The organism is Pseudomonadota bacterium, from assembly GCA_016711215.1.
Taxonomy (GTDB): domain Bacteria; phylum Myxococcota_A; class Polyangia.
The window spans coordinates 122,045-147,310 of the sequence record JADJTL010000001.1; the positions used below are offsets into that span (position 1 = coordinate 122,045).

The following is a 25,266-nucleotide window of genomic DNA, read 5'->3' on the forward strand; positions in this document are numbered from 1 at the left end:
CAAGAGCGCCGCGGTACAAGCCAGCGACGATGCGCATCCGCAGTCGATCTTTCGCTCGGCGGGGCCGCGCGAGCGTGGCGCTGCTGCTGCTGGCCGGTCTGGCCTGCAGCGATTCCGCCTTGCCGCGGCGCGACGGAGGCCTGCGGGATCGTGGCGTGGCCGCTCGAGACGGCGGCACGGATGCTGCGCTGGCGGCAAACATCGGCGCGATCTGCCGCGGCGTGGACGACTGCTTGCCCGGCTCACCGCTGTGTCTGACCTTCGATGAGGCGCGCGGGCTCGGCGTCTGCACCCGACCCTGCACCCCCGACAACCCAGCGACAGTCGATCCCCTGAACGAGGATGACTGCCGTCCGGCAGCCGAGGTGGCGTGTGCAGCGCTGACCGCGAGCGACGCCTTCTGCCTGCGCAAATGCACGCCGAGCCTGACGCGCGAGACCTGTCCGGCCGAACAGGTCTGCCATCCAGTCACCGACATCTGGCTCGAGACCCGCCATCGCGCGCTCTGCTGGCAGCCGCGCTGTCGGACGGACCGCGACTGCCCAGTCCGAGCAACGACGATCTGCGCCCGTGATGCCCAGTGCGCGGGTTTGGGCGCTGGCGCCTTCTGCGCCGCGGAGGGTCGCTGTGCGCTGCCCGGGCGCTGCGCGGCTACAGGACTCTGCGCGCCGCATCAGCACGGGCGCGCGGCCGCGCGCGTGGGTGATCCCTGCGTCGACGACCTCGATTGCCCCGCCAACGGCAGGTGTCTCGCCGACGCCCTGAGCGATGCGGACGAGCCCGTGACCCAGGCGACCAGCGTCGAGCGTTTCCCCAACGGCTACTGCACCGTGATGTACTGCGCCTTCGCCGATTCGCTGCCGGAGTACGACTGTCCGAGCGACGCGACCTGCCACAACGGCTTCGCCGGCGGGCGTTGTCTCCGACGCTGCGAGCCCGGCGATCCGGCGAGCTGTCGCGGACACGGGGCCGATCGAGGTGGTGACTACGAGTGCTACAGCTGGAATAACGCCGTCACCGGCGACGGACGGGACCTGGCGGACGCCCCCGTTTGCGGCGCGGCGGCGCTGGTCGGCTGCGCCACGCTGCCCTCGGGCGGTCGCTGCGAGCAACTCGCGGGTGCGGGCAATCCGACGCACATGGCCTGCCGCAGCAGCAGCACTGGGGCCGTGCTCAGTGAGGTCCGCAGCGCGGTGGGGCGCTGCCTCGACGACACGGCGAGCGGTGTGTACCGCGACGCTGTGGGCGCCGACGGCGGCCTCCCGCTCGACGGGAGCTAAGCGGCGCCTTCGGCCTCCGGCGCTCGCCGCCTCTGCTGCTGCCACTGAGAAAGGTCTACCGCGCGATTGGATATTGGATAGTGCGTGCGATTGGACGTGCGCGCGATTGGAAGTGCGCGCGATTGGAAGAGGGGGACGGCCGACCTACTCGAGCGCGGCGTTGAGGCTGGCCATCGCGCCGTCGAGCACCCGCTCGTTCGGGGCGCGATTGCCGTAGGTCGCGAGCGCGAGGGTTTCCCCTGCTGCGTGGAAGGTGCGCCCGGCGATGGCGACCGCCTCGGCGTCGCGAATCGCGAACGCGCGCACGATGCCGAAGGGCACCATCCCTTCGAAGCGGCCGCCGATGGTCGACATCATCTGGGCGGTCGCGGCGATGCCTTCACGCAGGACCGTCTCGCCTGCGGCGGCGATGACGATGCCGTTGGCGTCTGCCAGCACCGCGGCGCGCAGGCCCTCGTGGTCGAGCAGGGTTTGGAGCACGCGCTGCAGCGATCCATCGGTGTCAGCGAAGACCTCGACTGACGACTCCAGCCCGGCGCCACCCGCAGCGTCGTGCGCGGCGCTCAGCTCCGCCCGCAGGCGGCGGATCTCGTCGTTGCGCTTGGCCTCGGCGGTGGCGATGGCGTCGCGCTCTTCGAGCAGGTGCTTCAGGCGTTCGTCGGTGGCCTCCAGCCGCTGGACCGATTCGCTGGCGAGCTTCTCGGCTTGCTTGAGCCGTCCCTCCGCCTGCACGCGCGCCGCCTGCCGAGCGTTGGCCTGCTCGAGCGCCTGATCGCGTGCCCGCTCGGCAGCGGTGGCGCTGTCGCGCATACGATCGAGCTCGGTGGTGTTCTGCCCGAGGCTCTTCTCCAGGGCCTGGAGCCGCTGGCGCTGCACGGCGAGGTCCTTGGTGGCCTCGAGATGCGCCGCCTGCGCCTGCTTGAGCTGCTCGCCGGACTGCTTCCGGAGGCGCTCCAGCTCTCCCTCGAGCGCCCTCGTCACCTTTTTGCCGTGGGCGATCACGATCGCCGCCCCGATGGCGCCGCCGGCGACCAGACCCACCAGCACCGACTGAATATCCATGCTTGGATGCCTCCACAGTTTTCAAGCGAGGCTGCGACGTTACGATGGCGCGCGCGCCGCCGTCAAATCGCTGGGCTGCTTCGCGCAGCCAGCCGGCGCTGGCTTGGCAATGGACAGACGTTCAGTATAAAGTGGCTCCAATCGCCCTCGCCGAGCGCTGACGGGAGGGCAGCAGCAAGGGGTTGGTGGCCTGCGCGCGGGCCGCGGCCCGGGCTGCGGAAGGAGCAAGGAGCAAGCTGATGCAGCGGCTGGAGCGAGACGGGGATGTGGTCGAGCTCGAGGGCGGGCGAGGCGAGCCCGGGCGCGGCGCGCTGACGGCGCGCCAGGCGCAGGTCCTCGCCTACATCGGCGAGTGCATCGAGGCCAGGGGGTTTCCGCCGACGCTGCGGGAGATCGGCGAGCGTCTCAGCATTCGCAGCACCAACGGGGTCAACGATCATCTCCGCGCGCTCGAGCGCAAGGGCTACCTCGAGCGCGAGCTGTGGAAATCGCGCGCGCTGCGGCCGGTCGGAACCACCTCGGTGGTCAGCGTCCCCTTGCTTGGGCAGGTCGCCGCGGGGCAGCCTCAGCTCGCCGTCGAGCAGAGCGACACGTCGATCAAGGTCGATCGCTCGCTGCTCGGGAGCGCCCCTCCCGGCGAGGTCTTCGCGCTGCGCGTGCGCGGCGACTCGATGATCGAAGACGGCATCCTCGATAGCGATTACGTCTTCGTCCGTCGCCAACCGACGGCGCGCGCCGGCCAGACGGTGGTGGCGCTGATCGACGACGAGGCCACGGTCAAGCGCTACTACCCCGACGGTGACGAGCTGCGCTTTCAGCCCGCCAACGCGGCGATGGCGCCCATCGTCGTGCATTCGGGCGAGGGGCGAGCGGTGCAGCTCCTCGGGGTGGTCGTCGGCGTCTACCGCCGCCTTTGACCGGCCCTCGCTGGGAGGCGTCGCCGCCGATGCTACGCGCCGTCGCCCTGGACGATGCGCGCGAGCAGCTCGAACTCGCGACCGCTCGGGTTATTCGGCAATGGCCGCAGGAAGGTGACGATCACGCGCTTGTCATCGAGCGCGCAGGCGGCGGCGCGTTGCGCACCGGGCGGCTGCAGGTCCACGGCGCCGGTCGCCGACTGAGCGTCGAGCAGCGGTAGATCGACGCCCGCGCCGACCGGGGCATCGCCGCTGGCGCTGACGCGCCGCTGGCGCAGCCCGCGAATCGCCGCCTGCGTGCGCTGCTGAGTCGTCCAGAGCGCCAACAAGCTGCGACCCCCACTGCTGGTCAGCACCGGGTCGAACTGGTCCATTTCGGTGGCCTCCTTGTCGGCTTCCTCGTGGTTGACGATCCACTCGAAGTCGTCGAGGGGCGCGGGCGCCGCAGAGAAGCGGCGCGCGTGGATGCCGCGGCCGCTGGCGTCGGGGCCCTGCTCATCGATGTCGTGCCAGATTGCGAGGTAACCGCCAGCCTGCAGCGGGGCGAGGTCGAGGCCGCTGGCGAGGCCCTGCTTGCTGCGGGCGAGCAGCAGGGGTTCAGTGCCGCGCGGCGCGCCCGTGCTGTCGTAGGCGCGGACCTCGATGTCGGCCGTGCCCTGGTTCAGCTTGATCCAGCTCACCGCGAAGTGGTCCGGCCCCGCGGCGAGGGCGGGTCGGATCAAGCTCTGATCGCCGGCGGTTTGACTGGCGGCCGCGAGCTTCTCGAGGCGTAGCGTCAGGCCCTCGGGCACGAGGCGGGCGACGGCGATTTGATGGCGTGCCGACGCGCCGCTCCCCACCGCTTGGGACCATGCAGCCGCATAGGTTGGACCGCTGGCCACGTCCCGCGCCGGGAGCACGGCGAGATCGGGGTTGGCTACCTCAGTGGCTGCTGGATCGCTGAGCGTCACCGCACCGCCGCCGAGCTCTTGACCGGTGGCATCGAAGGCCATCGCGACGATCGCCGGCGCCAGTCCCGAGGCCCGTCGGCGCCAGATCACCGCGAACTCACCGGCTGGCAGCATCGCCACCGCGGGCATCTCGTCGCTGCCGGAGCTCGAGGGGATGTCGACGAAGCGACCCTCGTTGAACTTCCCGCTCGCATAGAGCCGAGCGCTGACGCTGCAGGCTACGGGCTCGCTGAGCTGGCAGGTCTCCCAGACCACGACGAAGCGCCCGTCACCGGCCGAGGCCACCTGGCGGCCCGTGGCCTCGAGCGCAAAGTCGGTGGCCAGCACCACGTCTCGGCGAATCGAATGGACCGCGTCGAGCAGCAGGGTTCGCTCGCTGATCCCGCCGACGGCAAGGCTGCCGGCCTGGGCGTCCGCGCCCACGCCGAGCGGACGGTCCTGGCCGTCGACGGCCTGCACCGTGACGCCCGCCGGCCCGCGCCTTCCGTTGGCCACGATGTTGATGAGCGCCTCGGCGTTGCCCGCCTCGCGCTGCACGAACACCGGACTTCCCGCGAGCGGAAGGAGCTTGGTCTGCGTGCGCTCGGTGGAGCCTGGCGGGATCTCCAGCGCCACGAGCAGGGCGGCCGTCTCGGCCGTGTCCACGCCCGGGCGCGGCCTGACCGTGATCACCAGCGCAGTGTCGAGCGGCCCGCAGCCGACGCTCGCCAGCACAAGGCCTAGCACAGCGGCATCGCGCGCGCGCCGCTTCGTCGTCGCGGCGAGTTGGTCTTGGGCTGGCCTGAGGATGGTCGACCTCGTTCGTCGTGAGACGCAGCTTAGCGCAGCGGCGGCAGCGCCCACAGCGGCAGCGTGGAGGGATTCAGCGCGTGATGACGCGGCTGGCTAGCATAGTGGGCACCGACGGCCGTTGCGCTCGCCACCACCGCCGTGCTGATCGCCGTCCAGAACCACCACCGGCGGTAGAAGGGCGCCTGGTCCACCGGCTCCGCGGTGAAGCGCGTGGTCAGCCCGGGGCCGAGCAGCGCCTTGGCGGCTGGTCTCGAGGTCGGGTTCGCGGCTGGATTGACGCCCGCGCGCGCCGCCTCGCCCGCCGGTCCGCTGGCGACGGCTGCTTCGGCGCCCTCGCCCCAGACGACGACGTCCTGGCTGCCCTGGGCCTGTTCAAAGGGCGCGCCCTTTCGCGGGGGCGACGCTGCCGCTGGCGTCGTCGCCGAGCCCTTCGCCCCCGTCCCGGTCGCCGGCCGCGCCACCAAGGGCTGGAGCTCGGCGATCAGCGCGAGCACGGCCTCGCGGTTGGGGGCCTCCGGCAGGCGGGCGAGGTAGAGCTTGTAGGTGTAGATCGCGCGCTCGTGGGCGCCGAGGTTCCGATGGCATTGAGCGATGTTGAAGAGCAAGCCGGCCAAGGGCGCGAGGCGGAAGGCGCGATCGTAATCGGCGAGCGCCGCCCGGAAGTCGCCGGCGGCAAAGGCGGCCTCGCCGCGGCGGAAGTGGCGCCGCGCCCGGGCCTCGCGCAGCGCCTCCGCGCGGGCGGCGCGCGGCTTCGCTGCGGCCTCCGCCCTCCCCGCACCCCCCAACGCGAGCAGCATCGACAGCGCCAGGACGAGCCCCGAACCCGCGCGGGACGGTAGGCGCTGAGCGTAGGCGCAGCGCGGCGGGCGCGACGAAACGAGCGAATTGAAGGTGCGCGGCAGCGGCAGCATGAACGTCTCTTGTTGACTGTATCGACTTCGAGGCCCCTGTCCAGGCCGCTCGCAAGACGATGATCGGCGGGCCGAGGGCCCGCGGCGGCGCTGCCGGAAGCTCAGCGCGCGAAGGGGTCCACGGTTTCGCCGGGCGAGATCGGCCGCGGCCTGCGCTGCCTCGGTCGGCGGGCCGCGCGCGGTGCTGGCGTGGTGGCGGGGCGCCGCGCGTCGGGATGCCCGTCCGCGGTCGTCGCTGCTTCCGCTGCAGCCAGGTCGGCGGCCTTCAGCCCAACCATCGGCTCCAGATTGACCCAGACCACGGTCCCATCGCGGACGCGCACGCGCTCGCGGGCGTCAAGATGCCCCGGCAAGCGGAAGATGAACTCCAGCGGCTCATGCTGCAGCGGCACATCGAGCGTCAGCGGTGTCGTGCCCAGGCTTCGGCGCTCGCCCTGCCGCTGCACGGACGCGCCGGCCGGCTCCGTGTTGAGCTGCAGCCGAGCCACCCCGCTCGGGCTGCCGGCGCCGCGGGGGCCGCCGGTGGGGAGCGCGATCCCGAGAGGCATGCCCGAGGGGTTCACGCGGGCGCCGTTTGCGCTGGTCATGGGGACCGGGACGAGGGTGCTGCGGAGGTTGCCGCTGCCCCCAAGGCCCGCCGCGAACCAAAACGCGGCGACCGCGCTGAGGATGACGCCTGCCCCGAGCGCGGGCCACTTCCACCGCCAGCGTTCGCGCGCATGGCTTCGATCGTGGGGTTGATCGGTCGGGCGGGTCCGCCGGGCCGTCTTGGCCGCGCCCGTGGCGCGCAGCAACTCATCGCGCAGGGCCGTCGCGCTCGGATAACGCTGCTCCGGATCCTTGGCCAGGCAGCGCATGACGACGCGCTCGAGCTCGGGCGGCACCTCGGGCGGGTCCGGGAGCTGCGCGAAGGGCAAAGGCGCTTCGTTGAGGTGCTTGAGCACGAACTCGCCGAAGGACTTGGCGCGAAAGAGCGGGCGGCCGGCGAATATCTCGTAGAGGATGGCGCCGAGCGAGTAGATGTCCGTGCGCTGGTCAACGGAGAGGCCGCTGGCCTGCTCGGGCGACATATACGCCGGCGTTCCGAGCACCGAACCGATCGCCGTCTGCAGGCTGCTATCGGTGGCGCTCAGGCCTGTCAGCTTGGCGACGCCGAAGTCGAGCAGGGTGACGTGGAGTCCCTTCGCCTCGCTCTCACTGACGTAGATATTGTCCGGCTTGAGGTCGCGATGAATGATCGCCTTGTCATGGGCCGCCTCGAGCGCGTCACAGACCTGCAGGGCGATCTCGAGCGCGTGCGGTAGCTCGAGGCGCCGGCCGCTGTGGCGGATCAGCTTGCCGAGATCCTGACCTTCGAGCAGCTCCATGATGAAGAAGGTCTCGCCGCTCTCCAGTACTTGGTAGTCCGCGATGTCGACGATGTTGCCGTGGCCGATATCGTTGACGGCCCGGGCCTCGTTGAAGAAGCGGCGCACGGCCTCGCGGCGGGCGGCGTATTCCGGCCGCAGGAGCTTGAGCGCGACCTTGCGCCCGAGCATTACGTGCTCGGCGCGATAGACGGTGCCCATGCCGCCGCGGCCGAGGACGCTCACCAGACGGTAGGAACCCAGCACGCGGCCCAGGTTGGTGTCCGCGGCGCCATCGGCCCCCGTCGCGCGGGCGACCTTGCGGAGGCCGCCTGCGGAGCGGTCGGCGGTCGACGCTGCGGCGCTGCCGGTGCGCGGCCCTGAGCGACCCCGTGGGGTCGAAGCCTCGACCCCTGGCGCGGACGCGCCGCTCGGAACGCGTCGGTAGGCTTGGCGCGTCGGCTCCGCGACGGCGCGCGCGTGTCGAGCGCTGTCGACGATGCGCCGGGCGGTGCGCTCCTCGGCGGAGACCCCGCCCTCGGCGCCGTCGCCCGTTTCATCGACGACGCCCTGGCTCTCGGCGCTCTGGTCCAGCCGCTGCGTTGACGCCACGTCCGCGCTCCTCGGAATCCGGTCGGTGCCGGAGCTTCCAAGTATAGGGTCGACGCCGTGGGCGCTCAACGCGGCGCGTGCCCGGCGCCCGGCCCGCCCTTCGCCCCGGCGCGCAGGGCGTGACCGTCAGTAGCCGCGCTTCAGCTCGGTGTCCGGGTAGTAGTGCTGGAGAATCTGCTCGAAGGTCCGGCCGGCCTTCGCCATGCCGATGGCGCCCGTTTGGCACATCCCCACGCCGTGACCCCAACCGCCGCCGCTGATCTCCAACGCGAGCGGCACCGCCTTGCCCTGCGCGTCGCGCGACGGGTGCACGACAAACATCGAGCTCGGCAGGCCACCGAAGAGGCGCCTAATCGTCAGCTCGCCCTTGACCTCGCGGGTTCCGCTCGAGCCCTCGAGGCGCAGCAGATTCACCCGTCCCGAGCGGCCGCGGCGCAGCACGACGACCGCGCGCAGCGCACCGAGGGCGAGCGGGCGCAGCAGCTCGCTCAGGCGTGCGGCGCTCAGCACGACGCGCCAGCGCAACTTGTCGCGGTTCATCCCGCTGCGGGCGCACCAGCTCTGCGGGCGGTGTGCGATCCAGGCCTCGATCGTCTGCTCGGTGATGCCCTGTCCGAAGCGGCTGCGATCGGTGGCGTCGCCGCCGTCGAGGCGACCGCGCAGGGCGCTGTCGGGCGCGGCTGGCCAGACCGCGTCGTTGTCTTCGCCGTGGCCGCCGCAGTGGGCGGAGTAGAGGGCGCTGACCAACCCGCCCTTTCGCCGATTCAGCACCAGCCCGCGGGTGGCGGCGACGGCAGCGGTCGTGGCGGGATGCTCGGAGCCGACGCCGCGGTAAACCTGGCAGTGCTGCCAGGAGCAGATGCGATAGGGATCGGTAAGGTGCCGCGTGCCGATCTTGGCCAGGAGATCGCCCCGCGCGGCCACGGCTTGGGCGGCGAGCGCCGCGGGCGGCGCCGAGGGAAAGATCTCCGCCGGCACGAGCCCTGCCAGCAGCTTGTCCGCAGGCACCGCATTGACGACCACGAGGCGCGAGCTGCGGTCGACCGTGACGTAGACCTGGCCCCAGTACGCATGCGTTGGACCACCCGCGCGCAGGCGCAGCGCGAGCTGCCCTTCGGGTGTCGCCGGCGCGAACCACAACGCATTGAGCGCCCGGACGCGGAGGCCACTGCGCGGATCGACCGCTTCGAGCAGCGCGGAGGGCTGCTTCCGCAGCTGGGAGACGACGCTCGTCGCCTCGTCGACGGAGCCCGTGACGAGGCTCTGCGCCCGCTTCCGCGCGGCCTCCGCGCTGGGCCACGGTCCATCGGCGAGGAGGAAGGCGCGGTTGTCGAAGACGTGACCCTTGACGCCGAAGACCGTGCCGATCTCGATCAGTCGCGGCTTGAGCCCACGCTGCCGCCAGCTCGCGAAGAGCGCGGGGAGCTCGCCGGTAAGGCCGACCCCGCGGCTGCCGAGCACGGAGAAATACTCGAGCTCCGCCGGCGCGATGGGCTCGAGGTGAATCTGCCAGCTCGTGCCAGCGATCACCTCGGGACCGTCCTCGCCGTCGGGCAGGAGCCGCGGCGGCACACTGGCCTCGATCGTCGCCAGGTCGAGTCCCTCGGCGATCGCAATCGAGATGATCGGAACGCCCCGGCGATCGAAGGCGAACTGGTTGCTATAGAGCGCGCGCAGCTTGTCGCCGCGGCTGAGCTCGTCGCCCCGCGACGCGGCGGGGACAGCCAGCCCGCAGAGCACGAAGGCGAGGGGGAAGAAGGGACGCATCGGCGCCCATGCTAGGGCGGCGTGCCGTCGCTGAGCAAGCGCTCAGTCCTGCGCCAAAGAACCGAAGTGCGAGGAGGGGGATTCGAACCCCCACAGGTCGCCCCGCCAGCCCCTCAAGCTGGTGCGTCTACCAATTCCGCCATCCTCGCGGCGTCGAGCGCGGCCGATGATAGACGGAACGCTCCCTCTGTCAACAGTCCGTTGATTGATTGCGGGCCGAGCGCAGTGGGGCGCCGCGGAGCGCGACCGAGGCGCGGGGACGTGGCCCCCTGCGCCCCTAGCCCGTGCGCCGAATCAGGTGGAAGCCGAACGCGGTCTCGACCACGCCACTCGTGCCGCCGACCGGCAGCGCGAAGGTGGCTTGTTCGAAGGCAGGCACCATCTGGCCCCGGCCAAACTGGCCGAGGTCACCGCCCTGTTGCCCCGAGGGACAGTCAGAGTGCTGACGTGCCAGCGTCGCGAAGTCGCCACCGCCGGTGAGCTCGGCGCTCAGCGCCGCGATGTGCTCCTCGGCCTCCTGCTTCGAGCGCGTCGCGCTCGAGCGCGACGACCCTCTGTACATCAGCAGGATGTGCGAGGCTTTTGCAGTATCGGACATGATCACCCCCTTGGGCGCTCGCTGGCGCCGCTGCGAAACACCGAGGTCTCGATAAATCGACCCGCGACTTTAGCAGGGGTTTCCCGGACTGTCAGTTCCCAGGGGATGCGCGACCGGCCCGCGCCTTCGGGTGCGAGCTCCGCTCCTCGACGCCGTGCTAGGGTGCGGCCAACGCTTCCTCAAGGTCGCTACAGATGACGCTGCGCGCCGTGTGCAGCGACCGGGTGGTCTGATGCACGAAATCCCGCTGCTCGCCGAGCTCGCGATCATGGCGGCTGTTGGCGTGGTGGTCTCGGCGCTGCTGTCACGGCTGCGCCTGCCCACGGTGGCGGGCCTGCTCGCCGCTGGAGCGCTGCTGGGCCCCTTCGGGCTCGGGCGCGTGGGCGAGGCGAGCGGCATCGAGACGCTGGCCGAGGTCGGCGTGGTGCTGCTGCTCTTCACCATCGGACTCGAGTTCTCGGTCGCACGCTTCACGAAGATCTTTCGCTCCTTCGCGCTCGGCGGGGCGCTGCAGGTCAGCGCCACGATCGGCGCGACCGCGGGGGTCGCCCTCGCCGTCGGCATGACGCTCGCGCAGTCCGTCTTCATCGGCTTCGTCGTCGCCATGTCGAGCACCGCGATCGTGCTGCGCTTGCTGGGCGACCGCGGTGAGCTCGACGCACCGCACGGGCGCTTCATCGTCGGTACGCTGATCTTTCAGGACCTCTGCGTGGTGCCGATGGTGCTGCTGGTCCCGGTGCTGAGCAGCCGCATGCCCTGGAGCGCCGCAGCGCTGGCGACCGGCGTCGCCCTGGGCAAGGCCGCCCTGCTGGTGACGGGCGCGTTGTTGGTGGCGCGCATCGTGGTGCCACGCCTGCTGCGCTGGGTCGATGCCAGCCGCAGTCGCGAGTCCTTCCTGCTGGCGATCCTCGCGATCTGCGTCGGCACGACCTGGCTCGCGTCGCTCGCTGGCGTGTCGTTGGCCCTGGGCGCCTTCGTCGGTGGCATGGTCGTCGCGGACTCCGACTTTCAGCACCGCGCGATGGGCGACATGCTGCCGCTGCGCGACGCCTTCGTCAGCGTCTTCTTCATCTCGCTCGGGATGCTCTTCGACGGCCGCCTCTTGCTTGCTCGACCGCTCGCGGTCGGTTTGTTGTTGCTCGGGTTCCTCGCGGCCAAGGGAGCGCTGGCGACTCTTTCGGCCTTAGTCATGCACCTGCCGGCGCGGGCGGCCTGGCTCGCCGGCGTTGGGCTGGGCCAGTTTGGCGAGTTTGGCTTCGTCCTGATCCGGCTCGGGCAGGGCTCCGGGCTGGTCGACCGCGAGACCGGAAGCGTGCTCCTCGCTGCGGGGATCCTCAGCATGTTTCTCGTCCCCTTGCTGCTGCGACTGGCGCCGCGCGTGACCTTCGCCGAGCGCGTGTTGGCGCCGCTGGCCCGACGCACGACGGGCTCCGCGTTGCGCGTCGACGCGGAGGTGCGGGCGCTCGCCGACCACGTCGTCGTGGTGGGATACGGCGTCGCCGGTCGGCTCGTCGCGCAGGCCTTGGGCGCCTGCGGGCTCGACCACGTGGTCCTCGACCTCAACGCCGAGACGGTGCGACGCGCCCGCGCGGCCGGCGAGCCGCTGCACTACGCCGACGCGACCAGCAGCGAGGCCCTGAGCCTGGTGCGCGTCGGGGCCGCGCGCGCGGTGGTCGTGCTGATCAATGATCCAGCGGCCGCGCTGCGCGTCGTCGACACCGCGCGGCGTGTCGCGCCGGCCGTGCCCGTCATCGTCCGCAACCGCTATTGGGCTGATCATGCGCAGCTGGTCGATCTCGGCGCGACCGAGGTCGTGACCGAAGAGGTCGAAGCGAGCGCTGAGGTCGTGATTCGCCTGTTGCGCCAGCTCGAGGTGCCACGCAACGTGATCGAAGAGCAGGTGCGCGCGATGCGGCAACAGCTGCAAACGTCGCGGCGCAACATCACGCTGCCGCGCAGCGCGCTCGCCGATCAGCGCTCGCTCTCGGATCTGAAGATCGACAGCGTCCTGGTCGAGGAGCGCGGCGCGGCGGTTGGGCGCACGGCCCGGGAGATCGCCGTTCGCGAGCGCACGCGCGCCCTGATCGTCGCGGTGCGGCGCGGCGACGAGCTGCTCGATCATCCCGATCCCGACGAGCCCTTTTGCCACGGCGATGTCGTCTACCTCGTCGGATCAGGGGCGGCGATTCGCCAGGCCACCGCGTTGTTCGCCGGATCGCCCAGGCCGGGGGCCTGAGCGCGGTCGCGCGCGGTCCAGCGCTCAGACACGAAGCAGCTTGATCAGGTCGCTCGGACCGTCCGGTCGACTGCCGGCGGCGAAGACCACCAGCTCGCCCGCGTTGACGAGGCCTGCGGTCACCGCGGCGCGGCAGACCTCGGCAAAGGCCTGATCGGCCGAGCGTGGGGTCGACGCCAGCAGTAGGGGGACGACGCCCCAGCGTAGCGCGAGCCGCCGGCAGATCGTGGCGTGCTCCGAAGCGGCGACCAACTGAGCGCCTGGTCGGTACTCGGAGGTCAGGAGGGCGACCGCCCCGCTCTCCGTGTAGCAGAGGATCGTCGCGCAGCCGAGCGTCGCTGCCGCCGCGACACAGGCCCGAGCCACGGCGCTGGTGCTGTCGCGTTGACCGAGCGCCTCGGGCGGAGCGACGACGCGCTGGCGATAGAGCGGGGAGGCCTCGGTCTCGCGGATGATCGCGTTCATCGCGCGCACGGCGGCCACGGGATAGGCGCCGGCCGCCGTCTCGCCGGAGAGCATCACGGCGTCGGTGCCGTCGAGCAGGGCGTTGGCCACGTCCGAGGCCTCCGCCCGGGTCGGGCGCGCGTTGTGTCGCATCGACTCGAGCATCTCGGTGGCGGTGATGACCAGCCTGCCGGCCGCGTTCGCGCGCTCGATCAACGCCTTCTGGGCCATCGGCACGCGCTCCGGACCGATCTCGACGCCGAGGTCGCCACGCGCGACCATGATCCCATCGGCCGCCTCGACGATGGCGTCGATATCGACCAAAGCCTCGGCGGTTTCGATCTTGGCGACGAGCGGGACGTCGCCGATCAGCTGGCGCGCCTCTCGCAGATCGTCGGCCTTGCGGACGAAGGAGAGCGCCACATAGTCGACGCCGAGCTGTCGCCCGAGGACAATGTCGCGCCGATCCTTGACCGTGAGCGAGGGCACCGAGAGCGCGACGCCGGGCAGGTTGAGGCCCTTGTGATCGCTCAGCTCGCCGCCGATCTCGACCACGCAGCGGACGCGGTCCTGCGCGCTCGCCGTGACCCGCAGCACCACCCGACCGTCGTCGAGCAGGATGCGGTCCCCTGGATGGACCTCCCGCGCGAGGGGCTGGTAGCTGCATGGGAGCTCGTCGGCGCGCGTGCTCTGCGCCGCCGCGATCATCGTCAGCGCGTCGCCGGTTTGGACGACGACGCGGCCGCCTGGGAGGTGACCAAGACGCAGCTTCGGCCCCTGGAGGTCCTGGAGCACGGCGACCTGTCGTCCGCGCTCTGCGGCCAGGCGTCGGACGGTGGCGACGCGCTCACCGTGCTGCACCGCGTCGCCGTGCGAGAAATTAAGGCGGAAGGCATCTGCCCCTGCATCGAGCAACGCGCCGATCGTTCCCTCGTCGGAGGACGCGGGCCCGAGCGTGCAGAGGATCTTCGTCCGTTGGTCAGCCGGCCGGGTGCTCATCGGTCTCCATCCGCTCGCGCCACCGCTGCTGCGGCCCTGCTTGGCGCTGAGTCTCCATCTCGTCCTGCGGGTCCACTGTGCTGGAGCGAGCACCGACCCCGCAGGGGCGGTACTGGCGGCGAGGGCGACAATAGGCCGCGAAACACCGCCCCCACAAGTCAGCCGCAGGTGGCCTGCGCTGGAGGCACCGCAGGCGGCCCGTGGCCCGTCGAATCGGAGAGACGACGCGCCGGCCAAGATGCTAGACAACCAGACGCGGCTGGTGAGGCCGGTCGCTCGATGATCGTGAACATCATGCTCTTAATCGCGAGCAACCGTCGGGTCGCGGTCTTGCTGGGCGTGCTGCTCGCCGCAGGTGCGTTGCTCGGCGGCTGCGCGACCTCGCGACTGCACAGCAGCGGGCCGCCGCCGCTCATTGCCACCAGGAGTGCCAATACGGTGTCGAAGCTCGACAACGGGATGCGGGTCATCGTCCGACCCAACCACCGCGCAGCGGTCGTTGCGCTTCAGCTCTGGATCGACACCGGCAGCGCTGACGAGTCGGATGCGCTGGCCGGGGCCGCGCACGCCCTCGAGCACATGGTGTTCAAGGGGACCGCGCGGCGCGGCGTCGGCGATATCGCGCGCGCGATCGAGTCCGTTGGCGGTGACGTCAATGCCTGGACCTCGGTCGATCATACGGTCTTCCACGTCACCATGCCGGCGCGCGAGTGGCGGCGAGGGCTGGCCGTGCTGGCCGACGCCGTGCTCAACGTCAGGCTCGACGAGGCCGAGCTGCGCAAGGAGATCGAGGTCATCCTCGAGGAGATCAAGGAGAGCGACGACAATCCGGCCAGCGTCGCCACCCAGGAGCTCTTTGGGTTGGCCTTCGAGCGCCACCCCTATCGGCGTCCGGTGATCGGTTGGGCCGCGACCGTTCAGCGCTTTCGCCGCGCGGCGCTCGAGCGCTTCCTGCGCCAGTCCTATACGCCGGGTCGGATGGCCTTGGTCGTCGTCGGCGACGTTGACGCTGCGCGCGTGTCCGCGCGCGCGGCGCGCATCTTCGGCACCACTCCGGCGGCAAACCTGCGCCGCGTGCCGCGCGCCCCGCGCGTGCCCGAGCCTCCGCAGCGGCGGCTGCGCGTGCGGACGGTTCAGCGCCCCTGTCGCGAGGCTCAGCTCGCGCTCGGCTTCAGTATTCCGGAGCTGACGGCCGCCGACAGCCCGGCCCTCGATCTCGCCGCCGTGATCCTCGGTCAGGGCGAGGGCGCGTGGCTGGTGCGCCGCGTCAAGGACGAGCAGCAGGTCGTCACCGACATCGCGGCCTATGCCTATGCCCCACGCGAGCCGGGGTTGTTGATCGTCAATGCGGCCAGCCGCCCCGAGCGCGTGGTCGAGGCGGCGGCGGCGATCGCTGAGCAGCTCAGTCTCCTGGCGCAGGTCGGTCCGACACGCGCCGAGCTCGAGCGCGCTCGGGCGTTGGTCGAGGGCGACGCGGTGCACCAGCAGGAGACGGTGCAAGGGCAGGCTCGCCAACTCGGCTACTTCGAGTCCGTCGCTGGCGATCCCGACTTCGACCGGGGCTATCTCGAGCGTGTGCGGCAGGTCGACGCCGCGCAGGTGATGGTGGTCGCCCGTCGCTACCTCAGGGCGGAGCGGCTCAGTCTCGTGGCGCTCACCTCGCATGTCGACGCGCGCCTGGAGGCCGACCTCCGCCAGGCGGTGGTGGCCGCGCTGCGGGCGCCGGTCCGAAGCAAAGAGGCGCTCGTTGCGCGGGCTCCCGTCCCGACCCGCTGGCGCCTGCCCGGCGGCGCGCGCCTGGTGTTGCTGCCTGATCCCTCGGTGCCGATCGTGGTGATGCGCGCCGCCTGGCTCGGCGGTCTGCGCTACGAGACGGCGGCGAACAACGGCATCAACAATTTGCTTGCCGCGCTGGCCACGCGCGGAACGCTGACGCGTAGCGCCGACGAGGTCAATGGGGCGGTCGAGCGCATGGCGGGGTCGATTGGTGGTTTCTCCGGGCGCAACAGCTTTGGCCTGCGGCTCGACGTGCTGGCCCGCTTCCAATACGAGGCGCTCGAGGTGCTGGCCGACTGCGTGTCCAACCCCGCGTTCCACCCCGCCGAGGTCGCGGGGCGGCGCCGCGAGGCGCTGGACGAGTGGGAGGCGCGCGCGGACGACCCAATGACCATCGCCCTCGACTTGTTCGCCGCCAAGACCTATCGCCGCCACCCCTACCGGCTCAATCCGCTGGGAACGCCGCGCTCGATTTCTGGCCTCCGTCGCGACGCGCTGGCCGCCTACTATCAACGATACTTCACGGTGGATCGGCTCGTCCTCGTGGCCACGGGCGACCTCGATGTCGAGGGGCTGCGGGCGCGCTGCCTGCGGCTCTTTGGCCGCAAGCCGCGTCGCGTGGCCTTCCGCGCGCCGACGCCCGCGGCCGAGCCGACGGCGCGGGCGCCGCGCTTGGCGGAGCTGACGTTGCCCAAGGCGCAGGCGCAGGTTGTCGTCGGCTATCCGGGCACCACCTTGCGCAGTCGTGACCGCCACGCGCTCGAGTTGTTGGCGGCGCTGCTGGCGGGCCAGGGGGGGCGTCTCTTCCTCGACCTCCGCGACGGCCAGGGCTTGGCCTACCGCTTGGACGCCTTCTCGCAGGAGGGCCTCGAGCCCGGGCGCTTCGTCCTCCATGTGGCCACCTCTGCAGATAAGGTCCAAGCTGTGCTCGAGGGTATTGCGCGGCACGTGGCGCGACTACGCGAGGATGAGGTCAGCGCCAGCGAGCTGCGCCGGGTCCAGCGCTATGCGATTGGCACCCATCAGATCGCGCTGCAGCGTAAGTCCACGCTGGCGTCCTGCCTGGCCTTCGACGAGCTCTACGGCTTGGGCTTCGCCGCCTATCGGCGCTATGCCGATGAGGTCGCGGCCGTCACTCCGGCCCAGCTCCGCGCCGTCGCGCGGCGCTACCTGGTCGAGCAGCGGCGGGTGGTCGCCATCGTGCGTCCCGAGGGGGCTTAGCAGCCCAAGCATCGACCTCAGGCTGTCGCTCCGGACCTCGCTCGGTCCGCAATCGATCAACGGGCGCTTAGGCCAAGAGCAGCACGTAGGCGTCGTAGATCGCGTGGGTGTAGACCGCTGTGGCGAAGCCACGCAGCAGGTAGATCGCAGCGAAGAACGCGCCGGCGAGCGTGCGGTAGATCAGCGGGTAGAGGGCGACCTCACCACGCAGCAGCTCGGGGTGGTGCGCCGCCGCGAAGACCAGCGAGCTGATCAGCAGCGCCGCGCCGGCCGCGAGCCAGCTGCGCATCCCACCCCAACGGCGCAACGCAGCGCTCAGGCCACTTAGCATCCCCGCGCGAAAGACGAGCTCCTCGTGGACGCCGGCCCCGGCGGAGACGACCAAGGCGCCGATCACGCTGAAGTGGACGGTCGCGTGCCCGGCGCCCGTGGCTTGCAGCGGGTTGACGCCGAGCAGGTCGACGACGACGAAGACAATGAAGGTGCCCATCGTCAGCGCGTAGAGCGTGCTCTCCACCAGCACGGCCAACAGGGGCCGCGCGGTCAAGCGCTGCCCGCGCCGCAAAAAGAACACCATCACCAAGAGCGAGAGCAGGAGGCTGAGCTGAAGGACGACGAAGCCCGCCGGTCCGAGCCACCGCAGCAGGCTGCGCGTGATCAGGTCGACGCCGTTCAGCGACCTCGTGAGGAGCGTGCCGAGCTCATAGAAGATGAGCAGGGGCAGCACCAGGATAATGGTCGTCAGGAGGTTGGGGCGACGCAGGCGCGGCTGTCGGCGTCGCTGGCCGTTGGTGCTAGGCATCGTTGGCGCGGTTCAACAGGGTGCGATGGCTGTCCGGGGGGCGGGTTGCCCCTCTTGGGGCGGCGCCTTCAGCGCCGGCGTCCGCCGCCGCGCCCAGCCGTTGCGGCGCTGCGCTGACCGGAGGCGCGTGCGGTCGCGCGCGCCTCGCTCGTGCCGGTCCCGGACGCGCGGGCAGGCCGCGCTGCCGCCGACGCTCGCAGCGCGCGCTTCTTGGTGGCCGGCGCGCGGGCGGGCTTCGGCGCCTTCTTGAGGCCCGGTGCGGGCGGGCTGCTGGTGGTCTTTGGCGCGCTCGCGCGCGATTTTCCGCCGCCGGCGCCGGCCTTCGGCGCGGAGCGTGAACGGGGCGCGTCGACCGCGCTGGGGCGCTTGGGCGCCACGCCGACGGCCGCGCGCTTCCCGGCAGCGGCGCGCTTGCGGCGGGCAGCGAGGGTTTGGCCCACCGTCGGTTGGCCCTCGGTCTTGACGTTGCTCTTGCGCGCGGCGCGACCGCCCGCCGCGCGTCCAGACGCCGCACGCTTCGCCGCCGGTCGACTCGCGGCCGGACCCTCGGTCCTGGGGGGAGTCGCCGCCAGGTGACGGGTGGCCAGGTCGGGCCGGTTGTGGACGAGAATCTTCGGGCCGTCCTCGAAGGTCCCCTCGAACTTCGTTTCGCTCACGACCTCGCTGGCGTAGCCGAGTCCGAAGGCCCCATGCCGAAAGATATCGCCCTCGGTGTAGGTGGACGCGGGCGAGTAGGGAGCGGCGCGTGCCGCGGAGTGGTCGGCCATGACCTCTGGCCAGGGGCGTTTGCGCAGGCTCTGCCGGCGCCGCACCGCGATCGGCTCGGGGACCTCGTCGTCGAGGTCGCCGCGCGGCGGGCGATACGCATGGCTCGCCCCGCAGACCGAACATTGCACGCTGCGGATCTCGCCCTCGAAGACGGTGACGACGGTATGTTGAGTATCCGTCTTGCAGCTCGCGCAGAAGGCGTCCGTCTCGCCACCGACCTCGATGGGCGATTCCTTGAATATCATGTATTCCATATTGCGCATGCCATACGGGAAAATCTTTTCGGCTCCTACCACATCTCCCGCGGTGTGGCAAGGTGGGCGACACCGCGGCGCCCTGCCACACCGCCTTGCGAGGGCTCCGCGGCTCATGCTATCACGCACCCGAATGGTGGGCTAATTTGCCGCAACGACGTGGGATTTCACCCCTGTGGGGTATCCTCTCCGCAGTCATGGTGGCGGCCCTGGTGCTCGGCTACTACAGCTACCGCTTCGCGGCCGAGCTGGCTCAACGCAGCGAAGCGTCCGTCGAAAGCAGCACCCGGGCCCTCGGGATCAAGCTGATCGACCGCATCGAGAAGATCATCATCGATGGTGGTCGCACCTTCTTTCGGCTCGTCAGCGTCGATGATCCCCGGGAGTTTCGGGATCTTTGGCGGCGTATCGTCCGCGTCAGCCCGGCCGTCGAGAGCGTTACGGTGCTGGGCGCCGACCGCCGTGTCGTGCATCTGGTCGCCAAGCTCGACGCGGCGGCCCTCGACGCGTTTCGGCGGCTCTTTGTGCGGCGGATGCTCGCGGATCTCGAGCTCGGTCGCCTGGCTGCCGAGCGCCACAGGCACCTCTACAAGCGCTACGACGGGCGGCCCTACCTGATCTCCTACATCCGCCAGCGCGCCGGTGGCCGCGACTACTACCTCGTGCTCAACATGAACCTCCAGTACATCGTCGACGACGTCTTTCCTCAGGAGTTTAGAGAGCTCGAGTCGACGAACGCGATCTCGGTCCTCGACGAGGAGAGCGCGCGACCCGTCTATGGCCGGCCGGTCGCCTTCTCGAGCCCGCTCGTCTTCGAGGATGTCTTCCCGACGACGCTCTACAAGTGGCGTCTGCAGGTGGCACCGCACCAGCTCGGGCCGCTCTACCGCGGCGCCCGTGCACGCCGAGTCTCCGCGCTGCTGCTGGTCGGTGGCGCCAATGCCGTGATCTGGATCGGCATGGTGGTGATCCTGATCGCGGTGCGCAAGGAGCGGCGGGCCAACGCGCTGAAGAGCGACTTCATCGCCAACGTCAGTCACGAGCTCAAGACGCCGCTCTCGCTGATTCGGATGTTCGGCGAGCTCTTGGCCCTGGGGCGAGGCAAGGACCCGCAAACGGCGCGAGAGTACGCCGAGATCATCATGCGCGAGAGCGACCGGCTGAGCAGCCAGATCGACAACGTGCTCGACTTCGCGCGGATCGAGCGGGGCAAGGATGCCTACGCGATGCGCGAGGGTGACCTGGGCGGCGTGGTCGAGCGCGCGCTCGAGCTTTGCCGCTATCGCGCCGAACAGGGCCAGGTGCGCCTCGAGCTAACGCTGCCCGACGACCCCGTCACCGCCGTCTTCGACGAGAGCGCCATCACCCTGCTGGTGCTGAACCTGGTCGAGAACGCCCTCAAGTATGGGGCGGCGGCCGGAACAGCGATTCGCGTGCGGCTCGAGCGGAGCCCCGACGCCCTGCGGCTCCAGGTCAGCGACGATGGCCCCGGGCTGACCGCGGAGGAGCAGCGTCGCGTCTTCGAGCGATTCTATCGCGGGGAGCGCGCACGGCAGGGCCCGCAGCGTGGCTCGGGGATCGGGCTCAGCCTCGTCAAGCATATCGCCCAGGCGCACGGTGGGCGGGCCCAGGTGCGGAGCGAGCTGGGCAAGGGCGCCACCTTCGAGATATCTTTTCCGCCGACGGTCGCTGGCGGTGCAGCCTGAGCCTGCCCGTCGCCGCCAAACCGCCCGCCGATGCGAGAGTGATGGTCGAGCCTGCCACCAAGCGCGTGTTGTTGATCGAGGACGAGCCCGACCTGCTGCGCGGGCTGAGCGACGCGCTTCGCTTCGAGGGTCTCGAGGTGGTCGCCGCCCAGACGGGAGGCGAGGGCATCGCGCGCGCCGCGCAGGGCGCTGTCGACCTCGTCGTGCTCGACCTGATGCTGCCCGACCTCAACGGCTTCCGCGTCTGTGAGCAGCTTCGCGCGCAGAGTGCCGCGCTGCCGATCATCATCCTCAGCGCGCGTGGCCAGGAGACCGACAAGGTGCGCGGGCTCGAGGCCGGCGCGGACGACTACGTCACCAAGCCCTTCAGCGTCGCCGAGCTGATCGCCCGGATCCGCGCGATCTTCCGGCGCTCGGCCCGCGCTGGCGGCGCACGCCCGGAGCTGTTGCAGATCGGCAACGCGACGGTCGACCTGAAGAAGCAGCTCGTCTCGCGCAATCGGCGCAGCGAGCCGCTGACCTTTGGTGAGGTCGAGCTGCTGCGCATGCTCAGCGAGCGGGCAGGGGAGCCGGTGTCGCGCGACGAGCTGCTCGAGCGCATCTGGGGCCTCGATGGCAGCTCGACCAATCGAACCGTCGACAACGTGATCGTCAAGTTGCGCAAGAAGATCGAGGACGACAGTCGCGCGCCGCGCCACATCCTCACGATCTACGGCTGCGGGTACAAGCTCGTCCCCTAGGCCCCGCTCCGGCTGAGCGGGCCACACGCCGACGGGCGCGGCTTGTCACCCCTCTCCCCGGCTGGTATGACGCCGACGCCTCGCGCAGCGCCGCCTGCTTGCGCGAATCATGAGAAGTGAGACCAAAGCGATGAAGTACAAGAAGCTGCTGATCAGTGCGGGTGTCGCGCTGGCCCTCCTCGCCGCGTTGCTCTACGGCGCCGCCACCTTCTGGACCGAGTATGCTTGGTTCGTCGAGCTCGGCTTTTCCAAGGTCTTCGTCACCACGCTGGTGGCGCAGCTCGGCACCGGCGTCGTCTTTGGGCTCGTCGCCCTGAGTTTGCTCGCGCTGCACGTCTACCTGATCCGACGGCTGAGCCGGCCGCGCACGGATTGGGTGATCATGACGCCGGAGGGGAACCTCGACCTACGCGATCTGGTGGCGCGCGTCTCGACACCGGTGGTCGTCGCAGCGGCCTTGCTCGTCGCCGCGGCCATGGGCTACTGGGCCGCCCGGGCCTGGGAGGACGTGCTCAAGGCGCTCTACGCGACGCCTTTCGGGCGCAGCGAGCCGATCCTCGGCCAGGATGTCGGCTTTTACCTCTTTCGCGTGCCGCTGCTGCAGTTCGCGCAGCAATGGTTGGTCTACCTGACCGCGCTCTGCGCAGCGCTCGCCGCGATCGTCTATACGGCGCGCGGCGCGATCGTCGTCAAGAACGGCTGGCCGATCATGTCGCCCGCCGTGCGCGCGCACCTGCTCTTCGCGCTGGCCTGCGTCGTCGCGACCATCGCCTGGGGTTTCCGCATCGAGATGTACGAGACGCTCTTCTCGAAGCGCGGCATCGCCTACGGCGCGACCTACACCGATGTCTACGCCAACCTCGTCGCCTACCGGGTGCTGATCGTCGCCTGTCTGGTCTGCGCTGCCTTTCTCCTGGTGTCGATGCGCAGCGGCGCGCGCAGCGGTCCAGAGGCGATCAAGTGGCCGCTGATCAGCGTGGCCGGCGTGGTCGCGCTCTGGCTGCTCGGGGTCTTCGCCTGGCCGACCGTCGTGCAGCGCCTGATCGTCAATCCGAATGAGCTGGAGAAGGAGCGCCCTTACCTCGAGCACGCGATCGAGGGGACGCGACACGCCTATGGAATCGACAAGGTCGAGGTGCGCGAGTTTCCCGCCAACGAGACGCTGACGGCGAAGGATCTCGCGGCCAACCCGACGACGATCGACAACATCAAGATCTGGGACCATCGGCCGCTGCGCGAGACCTATCGCCAGATGCAGGTGATTCGCCTCTATTACGACTTCCCCAACATCAGCGTCGACCGCTATCGCATCGACGGACGCTACTAACAGGTGATGCTGTCGGCCCGCGAGCTGATTCACGAGCAGCTACCGGCGCAGAGCCAGACCTGGGTCAACCGTCACCTCCAATACACCCACGGCTACGGCGTCTGCCTCAGCCCGGTGAATCACGCGATCGGCGAGGGCCTCCCCGACTTCTGGATCAAGGACATCCCGCCGCAGTCGCGCCACGACGAGCTGCGCATCACCCGGCCGGAGATCTATTACGGGCTGGAGAGCGACGACTACGTCCTGGTCAAGACGACGACCCAGGAGTTCGACTACCCGCGCGGACGCGACAACGCCTACTGCACTTATGAGGGACCAGGCGGTGTCGGCGTCGGCTCCTTCATGCGCCGGCTGCTCTTCGCGATGCGCTTCGGCGACGTCAATCTGCTCTTCACCGAGCACCTCAAGCCCGAGAGCAGGATCCTCTTCAACCGCAGCATCCAACAGCGCGTGGCCAGCGTCGCGCCCTTCCTGATGCTCGACCAGGAACCCTATATCATCGTCGCCAATGGGCGGCTGCTCTGGGTCCAGGACGCCTACACGATCAGCTATCGCTACCCCTATTCGCAGCCGACGCCGCTCGGTCGCCGCAAGCGGATCAACTACCTGCGGAACTCGGTCAAGGTGACGATCGACGCCTACGACGGCTCGCTCGCCTTCTACGTTTGGGACTCCGGCGATCCGATGATTCAGACCTATCGGAAGATGTTCCCGTCGCTCTTCAAGGGCCGCGACGAGATGCCGGCGGCGGTGCGCGCCCATGTGCGCTACCCGAAGGACCTCTTCACGGTGCAGGCGGCGATGTACGAGTCGTTCCACATGACCGACCCGCGGGTGTTCTACAATCAAGAGGATAAGTGGAACATCGCCCGCGAGCTCGAGGAGAAGGCAGGTATTCGCCGCGAGGTCCCGCGGCGCGTGCGCGGCGTCAGCGCCGAGGTCGTGACCTCCCAGGCGCGGATGACGCCCTACTATATGATCATGCGGCTGCCGGGTGAGCGGGCCGAGAAGTTCCTGCTCATGCTGCCCTACACGCCGACGAACAAGGACAACATGGTCGCCTGGATGACCGGCCACTGCGAGGAAGAGGACTACGGCAAGCTGCGCGTCTATGTCTTCCCCAAGCAGAAGCTGGTCTTCGGCCCAATGCAGATCGAGGCCAGGATCGACCAGGACGACTACATCTCGCAGTGGATCACGCTGCGCAACCAGCAGGGCTCTTCGGTGATTCGCGGGGATCTGCTGGTGATACCGATCGAGCAGTCGCTGCTCTACGTCGAGCCGATCTACCTGCAGTCGACGCAGACCCAGCTGCCGGAGCTGAAGCAGGTGATCGTCTCCTTCGGCAACAAGGTGGCGATGCAGCCGACCTTGCGTCGCGCGCTCGAGGAGGTCTTCGGGCCGTCGCTGACGCCCGCGCGGACCAATACACCCGAGGGTGTGCGTGCCGCGGCCGAAGCGGCGCGGGCGCCGGAAACGCAGGTGCGCGGCCTCGGACCCCAGGGCGTCGACGTCGGGAGCATCGAACCCGCGGCGCGCCTGGCCGGAGAGGCGCTCGGGCACTATCGGAAGGCCCAAGAGGTGCTCGGCGCGGGCGATTGGGCGGCCTACGGTCGCGAGCAGCAACAACTCGCCGAGCGGCTCGAGGCGCTCAGTCGAGCGCTCGCGCCGGCGTTAAAGCCCTCGTCTTTGCCGGCGCGACCGACGCCCTAGGCGCAGGAGCAGCAGGCTCCCGCCGAGGAGCAGCAACGTCGCGGCGGCGCGCGCCTCGGCGCCAGCGTTTCCCCGCCGCGCGGCCGCGGCCCCGTCCAGGACGGGCACGAGGGCGCAGCCGCCGTGGTGCCCGAAGTCTACGGGCTCACAGCGCTGGGGATCCTCGTCCAAGGGGTAGGTCTGGCAGACGCCCTGGACGTCGCCGGCCTCGGGGCTGCGCTTCTTCGTCTCGCCCGTGCTGGCGTTCGGGTACATCGTGGCCTCGGTCACCGACTCGCTGAGGCTGCGGCTCGAGCAGGAGGGGATCGGCGCTCCGCTGTTGTCCAGCGGCAGCGGCTTGCGCTGGCCATCGTCGCAGGTATGGTCCAGGCCCATCACGTGGCCCAGCTCGTGGGTCAGCACGTTCTCGACGTCGGTCAGGCCGCGCTCTCCCCCGGTCGAGAAGGTGAAGTGCTGCCCGTTGAGGTAGACGTCCGCATCATAGATGCGGCCGTAGTCCGGGCTGGTCGGTTGGTCGTTGTAGAAGACGATCGTGATCGCCGACGCGCCCGTTGCGGCCGGGCCGTCGCCCGCCCGTAGGGACTGCCAGTCGTCCTCGATCCAGCTCACCACGTTCTCGTTGGGACCGCTGCGGTCGAAGCCGGGCTTGGCGTCGTCGCGGGCTGGAAGCGCCTTCAGGCGGAGAAAGGAGCAGGACTCCGTCGCCTCGGTCCAGTTGCTGATGGCGCGGTTCAAGGCCTCCAGCTCGCTGTCGTCATCGACGTCGGCGCTGCCGGCGCTATTGGCGCGCATCCCGACGCAGTTGCTCCGCATCCAGCGCAGCGCCTTGGCAGGAGTGCTCGCGCTGTAGGTCGGGACGTAGTACGCGGTCGGCGCGTCCGATGCGGCCGCCGTCCCCGCGTCGGACGCGTCGGCGACCAGGGGCAGCAGGAGGCTGGCGAGCAGGCTGAGCGCAGCGCAAGCAGCGCGCGCTGCGCGCCGGAGTTCTTCCTGTCGTGCTCTGATCACACCGACCTCGTCGCTGAGGGGGGTTGCGCGCATGCTG

At 70.2% G+C, this 25,266-nt stretch carries 18 protein-coding genes and 1 tRNA gene; 8 read left to right on the top strand and 11 right to left on the bottom strand.

From position 1 onward, the window contains the following. Positions 1-29: 29 nt before the first annotated feature. A complete protein-coding gene (locus IPL40_00450) occupies positions 30-1,280 on the top strand; it encodes a hypothetical protein (protein ID MBK8479640.1) in 1,251 nt (416 codons plus the stop codon). A gap of 144 nt (positions 1,281-1,424) precedes the next feature. On the opposite strand, the gene IPL40_00455 is transcribed toward IPL40_00450, so the two are convergent. Further along, positions 1,425-2,342: a hypothetical protein gene (locus tag IPL40_00455; protein ID MBK8479641.1), complete on the bottom strand. Its 918-nt coding sequence runs from the start codon at positions 2,340-2,342 to the stop codon at positions 1,425-1,427. Between the two features lie 239 nt (positions 2,343-2,581). On the opposite strand from IPL40_00455, the gene lexA reads away from it, so the two are divergent. Then, complete coding sequence (lexA, locus tag IPL40_00460) at positions 2,582-3,259, top strand: transcriptional repressor LexA (GenBank protein ID MBK8479642.1); 678 nt, start codon at positions 2,582-2,584, stop codon at positions 3,257-3,259. A 32-nt stretch (positions 3,260-3,291) separates the two neighbouring features. Here the strand turns inward: lexA and IPL40_00465 are convergent, their stop codons facing one another. From IPL40_00465 to IPL40_00490, 6 genes are all read right to left on the bottom strand, one after another. Then, a complete protein-coding gene (locus IPL40_00465) occupies positions 3,292-4,935 on the bottom strand; it encodes a hypothetical protein (protein ID MBK8479643.1) in 1,644 nt (547 codons plus the stop codon). A gap of 92 nt (positions 4,936-5,027) precedes the next feature. Continuing rightward, entirely contained in the window at positions 5,028-5,912 is an 885-nt protein-coding gene (locus tag IPL40_00470; GenBank protein ID MBK8479644.1) for a hypothetical protein, read from the bottom strand. 101 nt (positions 5,913-6,013) lie between these two features. Further along, positions 6,014-7,870 (bottom strand): serine/threonine protein kinase, encoded by a 1,857-nt coding sequence (locus tag IPL40_00475; GenBank protein ID MBK8479645.1) that lies wholly within the window; start codon positions 7,868-7,870, stop codon positions 6,014-6,016. A gap of 126 nt (positions 7,871-7,996) precedes the next feature. Beyond that, the gene (locus tag IPL40_00480) at positions 7,997-9,637 is read right to left on the bottom strand and encodes a SpoIID/LytB domain-containing protein (GenBank protein MBK8479646.1); all 1,641 of its coding nucleotides are present in this window, start codon (positions 9,635-9,637) and stop codon (positions 7,997-7,999) included. 67 nt (positions 9,638-9,704) lie between these two features. Then, a tRNA-Leu gene (locus IPL40_00485) sits at positions 9,705-9,786 on the bottom strand. Between the two features lie 128 nt (positions 9,787-9,914). Continuing rightward, the gene (locus IPL40_00490; GenBank protein MBK8479647.1) at positions 9,915-10,235 is read right to left on the bottom strand and encodes a peptidyl-prolyl cis-trans isomerase; all 321 of its coding nucleotides are present in this window, start codon (positions 10,233-10,235) and stop codon (positions 9,915-9,917) included. Between the two features lie 232 nt (positions 10,236-10,467). Here IPL40_00490 and IPL40_00495 point away from each other — a divergent pair, with 232 nt between their 5' ends. Further along, positions 10,468-12,471 (top strand): cation:proton antiporter, encoded by a 2,004-nt coding sequence (locus IPL40_00495; protein MBK8479648.1) that lies wholly within the window; start codon positions 10,468-10,470, stop codon positions 12,469-12,471. 24 nt (positions 12,472-12,495) lie between these two features. Here the strand turns inward: IPL40_00495 and pyk are convergent, their stop codons facing one another. Further along, positions 12,496-13,914 (bottom strand): pyruvate kinase, encoded by a 1,419-nt coding sequence (gene pyk / locus IPL40_00500; GenBank protein MBK8479649.1) that lies wholly within the window; start codon positions 13,912-13,914, stop codon positions 12,496-12,498. A gap of 279 nt (positions 13,915-14,193) precedes the next feature. Here pyk and IPL40_00505 point away from each other — a divergent pair, with 279 nt between their 5' ends. After that, complete coding sequence (locus IPL40_00505; GenBank protein MBK8479650.1) at positions 14,194-16,911, top strand: insulinase family protein; 2,718 nt, start codon at positions 14,194-14,196, stop codon at positions 16,909-16,911. Positions 16,912-16,978: 67 nt separating this feature from the next. On the opposite strand, the gene IPL40_00510 is transcribed toward IPL40_00505, so the two are convergent. Both IPL40_00510 and IPL40_00515 read right to left on the bottom strand, forming a co-directional pair. After that, positions 16,979-17,713 (bottom strand): CPBP family intramembrane metalloprotease, encoded by a 735-nt coding sequence (locus tag IPL40_00510; protein ID MBK8479651.1) that lies wholly within the window; start codon positions 17,711-17,713, stop codon positions 16,979-16,981. Between the two features lie 68 nt (positions 17,714-17,781). Continuing rightward, positions 17,782-18,726, bottom strand: coding sequence for a hypothetical protein (locus tag IPL40_00515; GenBank protein MBK8479652.1), 945 nt, complete (start codon positions 18,724-18,726; stop codon positions 17,782-17,784). 155 nt (positions 18,727-18,881) lie between these two features. Between IPL40_00515 and IPL40_00520 the strand changes: the two genes are divergently transcribed. From IPL40_00520 to IPL40_00535, 4 genes are all read left to right on the top strand, one after another. Continuing rightward, a complete protein-coding gene (locus IPL40_00520; protein MBK8479653.1) occupies positions 18,882-20,441 on the top strand; it encodes a HAMP domain-containing histidine kinase in 1,560 nt (519 codons plus the stop codon). A 41-nt stretch (positions 20,442-20,482) separates the two neighbouring features. Next, positions 20,483-21,181 carry a response regulator transcription factor gene (locus tag IPL40_00525; protein MBK8479654.1) on the top strand — a complete coding sequence of 233 codons (699 nt, stop codon included), beginning with the start codon at positions 20,483-20,485 and terminating at the stop codon, positions 21,179-21,181. Between the two features lie 130 nt (positions 21,182-21,311). After that, a complete protein-coding gene (locus tag IPL40_00530; GenBank protein ID MBK8479655.1) occupies positions 21,312-22,508 on the top strand; it encodes a UPF0182 family protein in 1,197 nt (398 codons plus the stop codon). A 3-nt stretch (positions 22,509-22,511) separates the two neighbouring features. Then, entirely contained in the window at positions 22,512-24,221 is a 1,710-nt protein-coding gene (locus IPL40_00535; protein ID MBK8479656.1) for a UPF0182 family protein, read from the top strand. Here IPL40_00535 and IPL40_00540 read toward each other — a convergent pair. Further along, a complete protein-coding gene (locus IPL40_00540; protein ID MBK8479657.1) occupies positions 24,183-25,262 on the bottom strand; it encodes a hypothetical protein in 1,080 nt (359 codons plus the stop codon). The two genes, IPL40_00535 and IPL40_00540, sit on opposite strands and share 39 nt — an antisense overlap. Positions 25,263-25,266: the final 4 nt, after the last annotated feature.

What these genes read in the sequence shown, in the direction of transcription:
- IPL40_00480 (MBK8479646.1), bottom strand. Translation starts at nt 9,637, where the DNA reads ATGCGTCCCTTCTTCCCCCTCGCCTTCGTGCTCTGCGGGCTGGCTGTC.
- IPL40_00495 (MBK8479648.1), top strand. Translation starts at nt 10,468, where the DNA reads ATGCACGAAATCCCGCTGCTCGCCGAGCTCGCGATCATGGCGGCTGTT.
- lexA (MBK8479642.1), top strand. Translation starts at nt 2,582, where the DNA reads ATGCAGCGGCTGGAGCGAGACGGGGATGTGGTCGAGCTCGAGGGCGGG.
- IPL40_00510 (MBK8479651.1), bottom strand. Translation starts at nt 17,713, where the DNA reads ATGCCTAGCACCAACGGCCAGCGACGCCGACAGCCGCGCCTGCGTCGC.
- IPL40_00540 (MBK8479657.1), bottom strand. Translation starts at nt 25,262, where the DNA reads ATGCGCGCAACCCCCCTCAGCGACGAGGTCGGTGTGATCAGAGCACGA.
- IPL40_00490 (MBK8479647.1), bottom strand. Translation starts at nt 10,235, where the DNA reads ATGTCCGATACTGCAAAAGCCTCGCACATCCTGCTGATGTACAGAGGG.
- IPL40_00525 (MBK8479654.1), top strand. Translation starts at nt 20,483, where the DNA reads ATGGTCGAGCCTGCCACCAAGCGCGTGTTGTTGATCGAGGACGAGCCC.
- pyk (MBK8479649.1), bottom strand. Translation starts at nt 13,914, where the DNA reads ATGAGCACCCGGCCGGCTGACCAACGGACGAAGATCCTCTGCACGCTC.
- IPL40_00530 (MBK8479655.1), top strand. Translation starts at nt 21,312, where the DNA reads ATGAAGTACAAGAAGCTGCTGATCAGTGCGGGTGTCGCGCTGGCCCTC.
- IPL40_00470 (MBK8479644.1), bottom strand. Translation starts at nt 5,912, where the DNA reads ATGCTGCCGCTGCCGCGCACCTTCAATTCGCTCGTTTCGTCGCGCCCG.
- IPL40_00505 (MBK8479650.1), top strand. Translation starts at nt 14,194, where the DNA reads ATGATCGTGAACATCATGCTCTTAATCGCGAGCAACCGTCGGGTCGCG.
- IPL40_00455 (MBK8479641.1), bottom strand. Translation starts at nt 2,342, where the DNA reads ATGGATATTCAGTCGGTGCTGGTGGGTCTGGTCGCCGGCGGCGCCATC.
- IPL40_00515 (MBK8479652.1), bottom strand. Translation starts at nt 18,726, where the DNA reads ATGATATTCAAGGAATCGCCCATCGAGGTCGGTGGCGAGACGGACGCC.
- IPL40_00450 (MBK8479640.1), top strand. Translation starts at nt 30, where the DNA reads ATGCGCATCCGCAGTCGATCTTTCGCTCGGCGGGGCCGCGCGAGCGTG.